Genomic DNA, 13,289 nt, shown 5'->3' on the forward strand with positions numbered 1-13,289 from the left:
ACACTCGTTCGCTTCGCTGCAGGCATGATCGCTCTCCTTTCCGCCCCAGTTCCATCGCACCACGGACGTGCGCCGCGGGCGAAGCGACAGGTCCGGCGGTACCTCAAGGACCGAGCGGCCGCGTTCCCCGACGACCGGGCGGCCATCTTCCTGCCGATCGACGACCCGCTGGGCCCCGGTCCGCCGGGGGCCTCCGAGGAGCCGGAGGAGCGCCGACTGTGCCTGCTCCACCGCCTCGCCCCGCCATGGTGATCACCGCCGTCGACAAGTTCGCCCAGCGAACTATTGGAGTCCACCATGGCTACTTGACCTTGAATGGGTGATGTCGTCGTGGTGGCTGGCGTCGAAGGCCGGTGCCGGTGCCGGTGCCGGTGAGGCAGCCGTCGAGGACGTCGTACCCACCGGCTACCGGATGGGCTCCACCCGTATCTCCCTGTGGTCGCAGGGCTGGCTGGCGCGCACCCAGTTCGCGCTCGGCGCCTGGCCGGACGCCCTGGAGACCGTGCAGCGAGCCGCCGTCCGCCTCACCGAGGTACACATCGAACTGAGCCGCCCCCTGGTCCACTGGACCGGAGCGCAGATCCACGCGCTGCGCGGCGACTGGGACGCGGCCCAGCACCACGTAGGGGAGGCCCTCGCGGACCTGCACCACTACGAGGTGATGCTCATCCCGTCCTGCCTGGCCCGCGCCCAGGTCGCCGAGGCAGGGGGCGACTACGAACGCGTGGTGGAGGCCCTCTCCCCGGTCGTCCACCTGCAGGAGCGGCAGTCGATCGACGAACCCGGCTTCTGGCCCTGGCCCGACGTGTACGCCAACGCCCTGGTGATGACCGGCCGCCTCGACCAGGCCGAAGCATTCCTCGCTCCGCACGAGGAACTGGCCACCCGTCGCTCCCACCGCTCCGCCATGGCACGCCTGGGCCTGGCCCGCGGCCGCCTCACCGCGGCCCCGGGGGGGACATCGACACCGCCCGCAAGGAGTTCGAGCAGGCCCTCGCCCACCTCGAACACCTACCCCTCCCGTACGACCGCGCCCGCGTCAACTTCGCCTATGGCCAGACCCTGCGGCGCGCCGGAAAACGCCGCGAGGCCGACACCGTCCTGAAGAACGCCCGCGACGCCTACGCCGCGCTCGGCGCCCGCACCTACGTCGACCGCTGCGACAGCGAGCTGAAGGCAGGCGGCCTCCACACCACCCGCCTCACCCCGGGCATGGCCGGCCTCACCCCACAGGAACAGGCCGTCGCCCGCCTGGTCGCGTCCGGCGCGACCAACCAGCAGGCGGCCCTGGAACTCTTCATCTCCGTCAAGACCGTCCAGTACCACCTCACCCACATCTACTCCAAGCTCGGCATCCGCTCGCGCAGCGAACTCGCGGCGCGCTTCCGGGAGATACCGACGCAAGAATGATCCAACCGGCACGATGGCTCAGCCCTCTCGGCCGAAGGCTCCCCGATCCTGCACGCCGCAGCGCCTCAGCGCGAGGGCCGCGATGTCGTCGTCGAGCCGTCCGCCGCTGTGCTGGAGCAGATCCCGGTGCAGCTGGTCCAGCAGCTCGCGGGGCTGCTCCTGGCCCTGCCGCCGCATCCAGTCCGGCAGCGGGAAGAACTGGCCGGCGTGGTCCCGGGCCTCCGATACGCCGTCCGTGTAGAGCAGCAACTGGTCGCCCGGGGCGAAGGCGACGGTGTCGACCCAGTAGCGGTCGCCGATCAGCGCTGCCAGGTTGAGGGGCGGGGAGGAGACGGTGGGCTCCAGGACCCTGACCTTCCCGCAGTGCGCGACCAGCGGCGGGGGATGCCCACAGTTGAGGAGCCGTAGGTGGCCGCCGCCGTGCGGGATCTCGGCGAGGAGAGCGGTGGCGAAGTGCTCGGGCTGGTCATGGGCGGGAAACGCGGCGCTGTGGCGCGTGACGGTGGTCTCCAGGCGGTGGATGATGCCCTGCAGGTCGGGCTCGTCGTACGCGGCCTCCCTGAAGCAACTGATCACCGCCGAGGCCGCCCCCACTGCGGACAGACCTTTGCCCCGTACATCGCCTATGAGCAGCCGGACCCCGTGCGGTGTACCGATCGCCTCGAAGAAGTCGCCGCCGATCCGTGCCTGTTCCTGGGCCGCCAGATACAGCGACTCGATCTCGACGTCGTCGATGCGGCGCGGCAGCGGGCGCAGCAGCACCTTCTGGGCCGCGTCGGCGACGAGCCGGACCTGGAAGAGAATTTCCTCTCGCTGAATGCGGACATGGCTCCCGTAGGCGGCCGCCAAGGTGACCGCGATGATCGCGGCCGACGTGTACGGCGTCCCCAGATCGGTGTAGAAGAAGCTGAGGACGATCATGAGCAGCAGGCAGAACGCCCCCAGCAGCACCGTGGGCAGCACGGGCCACATCGCGGCGGCGAGGGCGGGTGCCGCGGGCAGAAGGCGGCTGACGGCGATCTCCCTGGGTGTGGAGAACGCCAGGCCGGCGATGAGGACGGTCAGGACCACGGGTGACAGCCGGGCAGCTTCCCATCGGCCGCTGTAGGCGGGGCGACGGCGCCACAGCCGTGCAGACATGATCACAAAATGCATCATATCGGCCTAAACGGGCATCGAGCACGGAAGGATCATGCGCCGCACTCGAGAATCTGCGGCGGACGGCCATGCCCGGAGGGGCCGAGGCCGTGCGACGCTTCGCCATACAGAAGCCCGAGGTCGGCCGAGCGAGGATCGGGCGACCCCTGGCCACTCGGGATCACCGGTGTTAGAAAGGTCGCATGGCGAATCGTTTCGCCCGTTTTCAACGCCTCTCGGTCAAGCGCCTGATCAGCAAGAGCACGCGGAGCGTGGCCGGACAGGTGTTGATTTTCCAGGTGGCTCTGGTTGTGCTGCTCGTGACCTGCGGCGTCTTCGCTCTCATCCTGCAGTCGGAGCGGGACACCAGCGCCGAGGCCAGGCGCCGCTCCACCGCCGTGGCACAGACCTTCGCGCACTCACCAGGCGTCCTGGCGGCCTTGCAGACCCCTGATCCGAGCAAGATTCTCCAGCCGCTCACCGAGGCGGCACGCCGGGCCGCCGGCGTCGACTTCATCGTGGTCATGGACACCGAGGGCATCCGGTACACCCACCCCTTGCCGGACCGCATCGGAAAGCGGTTCGTGGGCGAGATCGGCCCGTCGCTGGCGGGGAAGGTCTACGTGGAGAACGTCAACGGCCCGCTCGGTCGTGAGGTGCAGGCGACGGTCCCGATCAAGAACGCCGACGACAAGGTGGTGGCCCTCGTCTCTGCCGGGATGAAGGTCAAGAACGTCGAGAGTCAGCTGGCCCGGCAACTGCCGATCATCCTGGGCGCAGGGGCCGGAGCGCTCGTGCTGTCCACCGGTGTGACGGCCCTGGTGGGCAGGCGGCTGCGACGGCAGACACACAGCCTGGCCCCGGACGAGATGACCCTGATGTACGAGCACCACGACACGGTGCTCCACTCCGTTCGGGAAGGCGTGCTGATCGTGGCCGCCGACGGGCGGCTGATGCTGGCGAACGACGAGGCCAGACGGCTGCTGGAGCTGCCCCGGGACGTCGAGGGAAGGCATGTCTCGGAACTGCCGGGCCTCGATCCCGAGACGAAGGCGCTGCTCGCCTCCGGGCGCGAGGCCACCGACGAGGTACACCTCGCGGGAGAGCGGCTGCTCGCGGTCAACCAGCGGCCCACGGATCGCGCGGGAGGCCTCAAGGAGACGGTGGTGACGCTGCGCGACTCCACCGAGCTACAGGCGGTGACCGGCAGGGCGGAGGTGGCACGGGAGCGGCTCAGGCTGCTGTACGACGCCGGACTCCACATCGGTACCACCCTGGACGTGCTGCGCACCGCCGACGAGTTGGCGCGGGTCCCCATTCCCCGCTTCGCGGACTTCGTCACCGTGGACCTGGCCGACGCCGTCCTGCACGGCGAGGAGCCCGCCCCCACGGCGACGGACATGCGACGCGCGGCCGTGAGCGGCGTCCGGGACGACCATCCGCTCTCCGGACAGGGCCGGCTTTTCGACTATCTTCCCTCCACGCCCCAGGCGCGCGGCTACGGCAGCGGTCGCTCCCAGTTGGTGAGCGATCTGCCGAACGCCACGGGCTGGCGCGTGCAGGACCCGGGGCGCGCCAAGGCGATCATCGACTACGGCATCCATTCCCTCATCACCGCGCCCATCCAGGCCCGTGGCGTCGTGCTGGGCATGGCCAACTTCTGGCGGGCGCACCCGCATGAGCGCTTCAACGAGGAGGACCTGTCGCTGGCGGAGGAGCTGGTGGCCCGTGCCGCGATCAGCATCGACAACGCCCGCCGCTATACCCGCGAGCACACCCTGGCGGTGACCCTCCAGCGCAGCCTGCTGCCGCAGGCCATGCCCGAGCAGAACGCCCTCGACATCGCCTACCGCTACCTCCCCGCCCAGTCGGGCGTGGGCGGGGACTGGTTCGACGTGATTCCCATGCCGGGGAGCCGGGTGGCGCTGGCCGTCGGCGACGTGGTCGGCCACGGCCTCCACGCCGCCGCCACGATGGGACGGCTGCGCACCGCGGTGCACAACTTCTCCGCCCTCGATCTGCCACCCGACGAGCTGCTGAGCCATCTGGACGACCTGGTCGGGAGCATCGACCAGAACGAGGCGGCCGAGAGCGCGGCGGGCGTCGTGGGCGCCACCTGCCTGTACGGGATCTACGACCCGGTGACGCGCCGCTACGTCATGGCACGTGCGGGGCATCTGGCGCCCGCGCTGGTCCACCCCGACGGAACCGTCACCTTCCCGGACGTGCCGACCGGTCCGCCTCTGGGCCTCGGCGGCATGCCGTTCCAGACGGCGGAGCTGTGCCTCGCGGAGGGAACCCAACTCGTCCTGTACACCGACGGCCTCATCGAGGACCGTCGGCGCGACCTGGACGTGGGCATGGAACTGCTGCGCGATGCGCTGACCGGCCACCCCGGCCGGCCGCCCGAGGAGACCTGCCAGGACGTGCTGGACAGCCTGCTCCCCGAGCGTCCCAAGGACGACGTCGCCCTGCTCGTCGCCCGCACCCGGGAACTGCCGCCCGACCGGATCGCCGACTGGGATGTGCCGCCGGATCCGGCCGCCGTCTCCGGTATGCGCGACGCCGTGTCCCGAAAGCTCGAAGCGTGGGGCCTGTCGGAGTTCGGCTTCACCATGGAGCTCATCCTGAGCGAGCTCATCACCAATGCCATCCGCTACAGCTCCGGACCGATCCACGTACGGCTGATCCGCGACCGTACGCTGATCTGCGAGGTCGCCGACGGCAGCAGCACCTCACCGCATCTGCGGTACGCCGCGACGACGGACGAGGGAGGCCGGGGCCTGTTCCTGGTGTCGCAGATGGCTGAGCGCTGGGGCACCCGGTACACCCCGCAGGGCAAGGTGATCTGGGCGGAACAGACCCTGCCCCCGGCGTGAGGAGGATGCCGGTGCCCCGCGACCCTCGTTCGGGCGCCAGCGCGCTCAACCGGTGTGATCGGGGCGGTGCAGCAGCGGGCGCAGGGTCTCGATGACGCTCGGGTCGTCCACCGTGGACGGGATGGGTTCGTCGAGGCCGTCGGCGATACCGCGCATCGTCTTGCGCAGGATCTTCCCCGAGCGTGTCTTGGGCAGGGCGGCCACGACAGCGACCTCCTTGAGGGAGGCGACGGCGCCGATACGCTCACGCACGAGCCGGACCAGTTCGGCCTCGACCTCCCCCGGGTCGCGAGCGGCGCCCGCCTTCAGGACCACGAAGCCGCGAGGGACCTGCCCCTTGAGGGCGTCGGCGACGCCGATCACGGCGCACTCGGCGACGTCGGGGTGAGCGGCCAGGGCCTCTTCCATGCTGCCGGTGGACAGCCGGTGTCCAGCGACGTTGATGACGTCGTCGGTGCGGCCCATGACGTACACGTAGCCGTCCTCGTCGATGTGTCCGCTGTCGCCGGTGAGGTAGTAGCCGTCGTAGGCGGAGAGGTAGGAGGCGACGAAGCGGGCGTCGTCGTTCCAGAGGGTGGGCAGCGAACCGGGCGGCAGGGGGAGCTTCACGACGATCGCGCCGTCGACGCCGGCCGGCACAGGCTGCCCGGAGGCGTCGAGGACGCGGACGTCCCAGCCCGGCAGCGGAAGGGTGGGCGAGCCGGGTTTGACGGGGGCGGCCTCGATGCCGACCGGGTTGGCGACGATCGGCCAGCCGGTCTCCGTCTGCCACCAGTGGTCGATCACCGGGATGTCCAGGAGGGCGCTCGCCCAGTGGTAGGTCTCGGGGTCGAGGCGCTCACCGGCGAGGAAGAGGTAGCGCAGCCGGGAGAGGTCGTAGTCCGCGGTGAGCGTGCCCTTCGGGTCCTCCTTCCTGATGGCGCGGAAGGCGGTGGGCGCCGTGAACATGGTCTTGACGCCGTGCTCGGCGGCGACCCGCCAGAACTGGCCGGCGTCCGGGGTGCCGACCGGCTTGCCCTCGTACAGCACGGTCGTGGCGCCGGCCAGCAGCGGTCCGTAGACGATGTACGAGTGCCCGACGACCCAGCCGACATCGGACCCGGTGAACATCGTCTCGCCCGGGCCGATGTCGTACACGGCGCCCATCGACCAGTGCAGGGCCACGGCACAACCGCCGCAGTCGCGGACAACTCCCTTGGGTTTCCCGGTCGTTCCGGACGTGTAGAGGATGTAGAGGGGGTCGGTCCCTGCCACGGGAACACAGGCGGCCGGCGGTGCGGTGGCGACCAGGTCGGCCCAGTCGAGGTCGTCCGGCCCCAACTCGGCCCGCTCTTGCGGGCGTTGCAGGATGATCCGCTTCTGGGGCTGGTGACCGGCGAGTTCGATCGCGCGGTCCAGTAGCGGCTTGTACGGGAGGACGCGCTTGCCCTCGATGCCGCAGGAGGCGGAGACGATCACCTTGGGGGTGGCGTCGTCGATGCGGACCGCGAGTTCGGGCGGGGCGAACCCGCCGAAGACGACCGAGTGGACGGCGCCGATGCGTGCGCAGGCCAGCATCGCGATGGCGGCCTCGGGGACCATCGGCATATAGATGACCACCCGGTCGCCCTGCCCCACACCGAGCCCGGCGAGTGCTCCGGCGAAGGCCGCCACCTCGTCCCTCAGCTGGGCGTAGGTGTAAGTGCGGCGGGTGCCGGTCACCGGGGAGTCATAGATGAGCGCCGGCTGTTCGCCCCGGCCGGCTTCGACATGCCGGTCCACCGCGTTGAAGCAGACGTTGAGCCGACCGTCCGGGAACCAGCGGTGGAATGGTGCGCCCGAGGAGTCCAGGGCACGGGTCGGCGCCACCTCCCAGTCGACGGCTTCCGCCGCCCGCAGCCAGAAGCTCTCCGGGTCTTCGAGGCTGGCCCGGAAGACGTCCTCGTACATTCCCATCGCGCTCTCCTTGACCAGAGTCGTGGTGGCCCTGCCTGCAACCATGTCACATGTTGATCACGTTGCCGGCCAAGCCGCGGGCGCCCCTCACGAGCGGTCTTCCAGGATCTCGTCGGCCTTGCGTGCCGCGTCGTCGTTCCAACGGCGCTGCGCCTCCAGCTTCGCCCGGTGCTCGGCGACGAGTTCATTCTGGATGCGTACGTCGATGGCGTGCACGGTGCGGACGTAGCCGGTCTGCCGCTTGCAGCGGGCGTCGGCGGTCGCGGTCCGCTTCTCGAGGGCGGAGGGCTCGTCGGGGTCGCGGGACGACCCGTTCAGCCGCTCCTCCAGCTCATGGCGTCGGCGGTCCTCGCCGAGCTCGGCGTCCCTTGGGGTGGCGTAGTGGTAGCCCGCTTGGGCGTCGGGGCCAGGCGGGGAGGGGGTCGATGTCCAGGTTCTTCAGGCCCTCGAAGCCGAGGCGGACCATGCACTCCTTGGCGAGCGTCCACCGCGCCCTGCCGACCGTGCGGCCGTCGTCGTCGGGCATGTCGTAGGCGGCGAGCGGCTGGAAGCGCGGGTCGTTCGAGGAGGCGGGGCTCGCGTCGGATGCGGGCGGGCCGGACTGCTGCCCGCATCCCGCGAGGGCGAGGGCCAGGGCGAGGACCGGTAAGAGGGGGGCGGCTGTGCGCATGGGGCCACCTCATCAGGGCCCGGGAAACGCGGACCGTGGTGGAGGCCACACTTCCGGGTCACAGCCGCATCACAGGTCCTGCGCCGGTCAGCCGTTCGCGAGCAGTTCCAGTGTGTCGATCACGCGGTGGGAGAAGCCCGACTCGTTGTCGTACCAGGCGACCACCTTGACATGGCGGCCGTCGACGCGGGTGAGGGCCGAGTCGAAGATCGACGAGGCGGGGTTGCCGACGATGTCGGACGACACGAGCGGGTCGTCGGAGTACTCGAGGACGCCCGCCAAAGGACCCTCGGCCGCGGCGCGGTAGGCGGACAGTACGTCCTCGCGGGTCACGTCGCGGGCGACGGTGGTGTTGAGCTCCACGATCGAGCCCACCGGAACCGGTACGCGGATGGAGTCGCCCGACAGCTTGCCGTCGAGGCGCGGCAGCACGAGGCCGATCGCCTTGGCGGCGCCCGTCGTGGTCGGCACGATGTTGACCCCGGCGGCACGGGCCCGGCGGGCGTCGCGGTGCGGGCCGTCCTGCAGGTTCTGCTCCTGCGTGTAGGCGTGCACCGTGGTCATGAATCCGTGCTCGATGCCGGCGAGTTCGTCGAGGACGGCGGCCAGCGGTGCGAGGGCGTTGGTCGTGCAGGAGGCGTTCGAGACGATCGTGTGCAGGGCCGGGTCGTAGGCGTCGGTGTTGACCCCGTAGGCGAGCGTGACGTCCGCGCCGTCGGAGGGCGCGCTGACGAGGACCTTCTTGGCACCCGCGTCGAGGTGGGCGCGGGCGGCCTTGGCGGAGGTGAAACGGCCGGTCGACTCCAGCACGACGTCGATGTCGAGTTCGGCCCACGGCAGCTGCGCCGGCTCGCGCTCGGCGAGCACCGTGATGCGTCGGCCGTCGACGACGAGGGTGTCGCCGTCCACGGTCACCGGGCGGCCGAGCCGGCCGGCCGTGGAGTCGAAGGCGAGGAGCCGGGCGAGGGCGGTGGGCTCGGTGAGGTCGTTGACGGCGACGATCTCGAGGTCGCTGTCGCGTTCCAGCAGGGCGCGGAGCACGTTGCGCCCGATGCGGCCGAATCCGTTGATGGCGATGCGAGTCATGGGTGTCCCTTGCTGTCCCTTGGTGTCCCGACGGTTCGTCACCACCAGACTCCCGTGCCGGACCCTGCCGTGGCCGTGGCGCGAGCGCCATGGTTCGCAAGGATCGCGCCAGGCGGCCGTACGGCGGGCTACTCGCCCTTGGTGAAGGTGCGCCGGTACTCGCTCGGCGTGGTCCCGAGGATGCGCTGGAAGTGCATGCGCAGATTCGCGCCGGTGCCCAGACCCACGTCGCCCGCGATCTGCTCGACGCTCCGCTGCGACCGCTCGAGCAACTCGCGGGCCAGGTCGATCCGGGCCCGCATGACCCACTGCATCGGTGTGTATCCGGTGTCCTCGACGAAGCGCCGCGAGAAGGTGCGCGGTGAGACCGCCGCGTGCTCGGCGAGCGCTTCCAGGCTGAGAGGTTCGTCGAGCCTGTGCAGGGCCCACTCGCGTGTCGCGGCGAACCGTTCGCCGAGCGGCTCGGGCACGCTGCGCGGTACGTACTGCGCCTGGCCGCCGCTGCGGTAGGGGGCCGCGACCAGGCGCCGGGCCGCGTGGTTGGAGGCGGCCACGCCGAGGTCGCCGCGCAGGATGTGCAGGCACAGGTCGATGCCCGAGGCGGCGCCGGCCGACGTCAGTACGCTGCCCTCGTCGACGAACAGGACGTTCTCGTCGACCCGGACGAGGGGATGCTTCTCGGCGAGCGCCCGCGTGTAGTGCCAGTGCGTGGTGGCGCGCTTGCCGTCGAGCAGGCCCGTGGCGGCGAGCGCGAAGGCGCCCGTCGAGATGGCGGCGAGGCGTGCGCCCAGGTCGTGGGCGGCGATCAGTGCGTCGACGACGGCCCGAGGCGGGTCCTCGCGGTCCGGGAACCGGTAGCCGGGTACGAAGACGATGTCGGCCCAGGCGAGCGCGTCGAGGCCGTCGGCGACGTGGTACGCCAGACCGTCCCCGCCGGTCACCAGCCCGGGCGCCGCGCCGCACACCCGCACCTCGTACGGCATGCTCGCCCGCCTCGTGAACACCTGTGCCGGGATGCCGACGTCGAGCGGTTTGGCACCTTCCAGCACCAGGACGGCGACACGGTTCAGGCGGGAGGGCGGCACGGGAACAGGGTACGAGCGGTCGGGGCCACCACGATCATCCGCGCTGCTCCCTCTTGTCTCGAACGGCACACCACCCGTACGCTCACCCGTCGTACCGACCAGCCGGTATGCCAAGTACGACCGTCGAGGGAGCCGCCGGAGATGAGCAGGATCAACCGCCAGGTGCGCCTGGCCGCACGTCCCGTGGGAGAGCCGCGGGCCACCGACTGGGCGCATGTCGAGGAGCCGGCCGGTGAGCCGGGCGACGGGGAATTCCTGGTGCAGGTGCTCTGTCTGTCGATCGACCCGGCGATGCGCGGCTGGATGAACGCGGGCAGGTCCTACATCCGCCCGGTGGAGCTCGGCGAGGTGATGCGGGCCGGGGCGGTGGGACGGGTGATCGCCTCCCGGCACTCCGGGTTCGCGGTCGGCGACCATGTGTCGGGCTCGTTCGGCGTGCAGGAGTACTGCGTGTCGGACGGACGCGACGTGACCAAGGTCGACCCGGCGGCCGCTCCCCTGCCGACCTATCTCGGCACACTCGGCATGTCGGGCCTGACGGCCTACTTCGGTCTGATCGAGGTCGGGCGTCCCGAGCCCGGCCAGACCGTCGTCGTCTCCGGGGCGGCCGGGGCCGTCGGCAGCGTCGTCGGGCAGATCGCCAAGATCCTCGGCTGCCGGGTCATCGGCATCGCCGGCGGTGAGGCCAAGTGCCGCCTGGTCGTGGACGAGTTCGGGTTCGACGCCGCGATCGACTACCAGAACGAGGACGTCCGCAAGGCGCTGCGCGAGCACGCCCCCGACGGCGTCGACGTGTACTTCGACAACGTCGGCGGCGACGTTCTGGACTCCGTGCTGCTGCGGCTGGCGCGCGGTGCCCGCGTCATCGTGTGCGGTGCGATCTCCCAGTACAACAGCACCAAGCCGCAGGGCCCCGCCAACTACCTGTCCCTGCTGGTGAACCGAGCCTCCATGACGGGCATCGTGGTGTTCGACTACGCCGACCGGTACGCCGAGGGCATCACACAGATGGCCACGTGGCGGGCGGAGGGCCGGCTGAAGTCCCTGGAGGACGTGGTGGCCGGCTCGGTCGCGGAGTTCCCCGACACCCTGATGCGGCTGTTCCGTGGTGACAACCACGGCAAGCTGGTGCTGAAGATCGCGGACTGACCAGGTCGAAAGGAGGAGCAGGGAAAGGGAGGAAGAGATCCGATGAAGGCACTGACCTACCACGGCCGCCACGACATCCGCTACGGGGATGCCCCCGACCCGGCCGTCACCAGCCCCACCGACGCGGTGGTTCAGGTGACCGCGGCCGGCATCTGCGGCAGCGACCTGCACATCTACGGCGGCAGCCCGTTCAGCCCGGAACTGGGCTACACACCGGGACACGAATGCGTCGGCGTGGTCGTCGAGACGGGCGGCCAGGTCACCCGCTTCAAGCCCGGCGACCGGGTTCTGGTGCCCGCCTCGGTCGGCTGTGCGCACTGCCGGTCGTGCGCGGCCGGGTTCACCGCCCGGTGCGAGCGCGCCAAGTCGAGCACGGAGCTCTGCTACGGAGTGAGCCCGCAGCTCCCGGGCAGCCAGGCCCAGGCCCTGGCGGTGCCCTACGCCGACGTCAACCTGGTGCACCTGCCCGAGGACATCTCCGACGAGGCCGCCGTCGTCCTCACGGACAACGCCCCCACGGCCTGGTACGGCTGCCGCCGCGCCCGCATCCAGCCCGGCGAGACCGTCCTGGTCATCGGCCTCGGCCCGGTCGGCCTCATGGCCGCCCAGTCCGCCTTTGCGATGGGAGCAGCGCGGGTGCTGGGCGCGGACCTGGTCGCGGAGCGGCGCGCCTTCGCCGCCACCCTGGGTGTCGAGCCGGTGGAGGGCGAGGACGTGCGGGCGGCCATACGGGACATGACCGGCGGACGCGGGCCGGACGCGGTGGTGGAGGCCGTGGGCTCGGACAGCACCATCGAACTCGCCCTCAAGGCCGTCCGGCAGGCCGGCCGGGTCAGTGTCATCGGGGTCAGTCAGAACAAGGCGTTCCCCTTCCACATGGGACTGGCACAGATCAAGGAACTGGAGTTCGCCATCGGCCTGTGCTCGGTGCACTACGAACTCCCTCCCCTCATCGCCCTCACCCGGGCCGGCCGGATCAAGCCCGAGGTCGCGGTCTCCCACCGCTTCGCCCTCTCCGAAGGTCCGGCGGCGTACGAACTGTTCGCGGGCCGCGCCGACGGCGTACGCAAGATCCTTCTCGACCCCACCCACTGACAGCGTCTTACCTCTGCCGACCACGACACGATGCTCCATCCAGCGTTAGAGTGCCGTCGCTCCCCACGCCCCGCTGTAGGCCAGAGGAAGGCAGCGCGTTCCGTGAACCACACCCACGAGTCCACCGGCTCCGACGGAGAGCGCCGCCTGCAACACCTCCTCGGCACGGCCGATCAGGCCGCCACCTTCTACGACCGTCAGGTGCAGACCCGTCTGACTCCGCAGATGGCGGATTTCATAGGGCGGCAGACCATGGCGTTCCTGTCCACGTCGGACGCGGGCGGAGCCTGTGACGTCACCTTCCGTGCCGGTCCCCCGGGCTTCGTCACTGTGCTGGACGACGGCACCCTCACCTACCCCGAATACCGTGGGAACGGGGTCCTCGCCAGCGCGGGAAACATCACCGAGAACCCCCATATCGGTCTGCTCTTCGTCGACTTCGCCCACGACCACATCGGACTGCACGTCAATGGCGCGGCTCGGCTCCACCGGGACGAGGACCAGCGGCGGGCCTACCCCCGGCTTCCGGTGGACACCGCTCCAGGGCGCAGGCCCGAATTCTGGGTGCACATCACGGTGGAGGAGGCGTATGTGCACTGCTCCAAGCACATCCCCCATCTCGTGCCGGCGCCGCGTCCACGCCCGGGGGCCCAGCGGCCGAAGGACGCCGACTACTTCGTCCCCCGCGCCGAGCACCAGTCACCGCCGTACGAGGGCGAGCAGACTGCGGGAACTCACACCGGATCGCTGCCGGGCAGGGGTTGACCCGTAAGGGAGCCGGTGCCGTGGCCTCCGCGCGGAGGCCACGGCACCGGCGTCACTGCTCCCGGGGACCCTGATCGT

General features: G+C 70.6%; 13 protein-coding genes. 7 read left to right on the plus strand and 6 right to left on the minus strand.

Going from position 1 to position 13,289, the window contains the following annotated elements; all coding sequences use genetic code 11:
- The first annotated feature begins 24 nt into the window (after nucleotides 1–24).
- The 3 genes from BLU79_RS44795 (at nucleotide 25) to BLU79_RS49600 (ending at nucleotide 1,410) form a co-directional block, all read left to right on the plus strand.
- Nucleotides 25–252 (plus strand): hypothetical protein, encoded by a 228-nt coding sequence (locus BLU79_RS44795; RefSeq protein ID WP_093911823.1) that lies wholly within the window; start codon nucleotides 25–27, stop codon nucleotides 250–252.
- A gap of 67 nt (nucleotides 253–319) precedes the next feature.
- Entirely contained in the window at nucleotides 320–1,105 is a 786-nt protein-coding gene (locus tag BLU79_RS44800) for a tetratricopeptide repeat protein (protein WP_256333728.1), read from the plus strand.
- 107 nt (nucleotides 1,106–1,212) lie between these two features.
- Nucleotides 1,213–1,410 (plus strand): response regulator transcription factor, encoded by a 198-nt coding sequence (locus BLU79_RS49600; protein ID WP_256333729.1) that lies wholly within the window; start codon nucleotides 1,213–1,215, stop codon nucleotides 1,408–1,410.
- Nucleotides 1,411–1,428: 18 nt separating this feature from the next.
- Here the strand turns inward: BLU79_RS49600 and BLU79_RS44805 are convergent, their stop codons facing one another.
- Nucleotides 1,429–2,550 (minus strand): PP2C family protein-serine/threonine phosphatase, encoded by a 1,122-nt coding sequence (locus BLU79_RS44805; RefSeq protein WP_256333730.1) that lies wholly within the window; start codon nucleotides 2,548–2,550, stop codon nucleotides 1,429–1,431.
- A 200-nt stretch (nucleotides 2,551–2,750) separates the two neighbouring features.
- On the opposite strand from BLU79_RS44805, the gene BLU79_RS44810 reads away from it, so the two are divergent.
- Nucleotides 2,751–5,426: a SpoIIE family protein phosphatase gene (locus tag BLU79_RS44810; protein ID WP_256333731.1), complete on the plus strand. Its 2,676-nt coding sequence runs from the start codon at nucleotides 2,751–2,753 to the stop codon at nucleotides 5,424–5,426.
- Between the two features lie 45 nt (nucleotides 5,427–5,471).
- Here the strand turns inward: BLU79_RS44810 and BLU79_RS44815 are convergent, their stop codons facing one another.
- The 5 genes from BLU79_RS44815 to BLU79_RS44830 all read right to left on the minus strand — a co-directional run bounded on the left by BLU79_RS44815 (nucleotide 5,472) and on the right by BLU79_RS44830 (nucleotide 10,202).
- Nucleotides 5,472–7,361, minus strand: coding sequence for a propionyl-CoA synthetase (locus tag BLU79_RS44815; RefSeq protein ID WP_093911825.1), 1,890 nt, complete (start codon nucleotides 7,359–7,361; stop codon nucleotides 5,472–5,474).
- A gap of 87 nt (nucleotides 7,362–7,448) precedes the next feature.
- Nucleotides 7,449–7,577 (minus strand): hypothetical protein, encoded by a 129-nt coding sequence (locus tag BLU79_RS49605; protein WP_256333732.1) that lies wholly within the window; start codon nucleotides 7,575–7,577, stop codon nucleotides 7,449–7,451.
- 115 nt (nucleotides 7,578–7,692) lie between these two features.
- The gene (locus tag BLU79_RS49610) at nucleotides 7,693–8,031 is read right to left on the minus strand and encodes a hypothetical protein (protein ID WP_256333733.1); all 339 of its coding nucleotides are present in this window, start codon (nucleotides 8,029–8,031) and stop codon (nucleotides 7,693–7,695) included.
- Nucleotides 8,032–8,118: 87 nt separating this feature from the next.
- A complete protein-coding gene (gap, locus tag BLU79_RS44825) occupies nucleotides 8,119–9,117 on the minus strand; it encodes a type I glyceraldehyde-3-phosphate dehydrogenase (RefSeq protein ID WP_093911826.1) in 999 nt (332 codons plus the stop codon).
- A 128-nt stretch (nucleotides 9,118–9,245) separates the two neighbouring features.
- A complete protein-coding gene (locus BLU79_RS44830) occupies nucleotides 9,246–10,202 on the minus strand; it encodes a GlxA family transcriptional regulator (protein WP_093911827.1) in 957 nt (318 codons plus the stop codon).
- A gap of 141 nt (nucleotides 10,203–10,343) precedes the next feature.
- Here BLU79_RS44830 and BLU79_RS44835 point away from each other — a divergent pair, with 141 nt between their 5' ends.
- The 3 genes from BLU79_RS44835 to BLU79_RS44845 all read left to right on the plus strand — a co-directional run bounded on the left by BLU79_RS44835 (nucleotide 10,344) and on the right by BLU79_RS44845 (nucleotide 13,211).
- Complete coding sequence (locus tag BLU79_RS44835) at nucleotides 10,344–11,351, plus strand: NADP-dependent oxidoreductase (RefSeq protein ID WP_177001438.1); 1,008 nt, start codon at nucleotides 10,344–10,346, stop codon at nucleotides 11,349–11,351.
- A gap of 42 nt (nucleotides 11,352–11,393) precedes the next feature.
- On the plus strand, nucleotides 11,394–12,446 hold the full coding sequence (locus tag BLU79_RS44840; RefSeq protein WP_093911828.1) for an alcohol dehydrogenase catalytic domain-containing protein: 1,053 nt from the start codon (nucleotides 11,394–11,396) through the stop codon (nucleotides 12,444–12,446).
- A 102-nt stretch (nucleotides 12,447–12,548) separates the two neighbouring features.
- Entirely contained in the window at nucleotides 12,549–13,211 is a 663-nt protein-coding gene (locus BLU79_RS44845; protein WP_093911829.1) for a pyridoxamine 5'-phosphate oxidase family protein, read from the plus strand.
- Nucleotides 13,212–13,289 lie beyond the last annotated feature (78 nt).

This window comes from Streptomyces sp. cf386 (genome assembly GCF_900103585.1).
Taxonomy (GTDB): Bacteria; Actinomycetota; Actinomycetes; order Streptomycetales; family Streptomycetaceae; genus Streptomyces.

Coding starts and splice junctions, on each gene's coding strand:
- BLU79_RS49610 (WP_256333733.1), bottom strand. CDS start 8,031: ATGCGCACAGCCGCCCCCCTCTTACCGGTCCTCGCCCTGGCCCTCGCC.
- BLU79_RS49600 (WP_256333729.1), top strand. CDS start 1,213: ATGGCCGGCCTCACCCCACAGGAACAGGCCGTCGCCCGCCTGGTCGCG.
- BLU79_RS44840 (WP_093911828.1), top strand. CDS start 11,394: ATGAAGGCACTGACCTACCACGGCCGCCACGACATCCGCTACGGGGAT.
- BLU79_RS44795 (WP_093911823.1), top strand. CDS start 25: ATGATCGCTCTCCTTTCCGCCCCAGTTCCATCGCACCACGGACGTGCG.
- BLU79_RS44810 (WP_256333731.1), top strand. CDS start 2,751: ATGGCGAATCGTTTCGCCCGTTTTCAACGCCTCTCGGTCAAGCGCCTG.
- BLU79_RS44805 (WP_256333730.1), bottom strand. CDS start 2,550: ATGTCTGCACGGCTGTGGCGCCGTCGCCCCGCCTACAGCGGCCGATGG.
- BLU79_RS44815 (WP_093911825.1), bottom strand. CDS start 7,361: ATGGGAATGTACGAGGACGTCTTCCGGGCCAGCCTCGAAGACCCGGAG.
- gap (WP_093911826.1), bottom strand. CDS start 9,117: ATGACTCGCATCGCCATCAACGGATTCGGCCGCATCGGGCGCAACGTG.
- BLU79_RS44835 (WP_177001438.1), top strand. CDS start 10,344: ATGAGCAGGATCAACCGCCAGGTGCGCCTGGCCGCACGTCCCGTGGGA.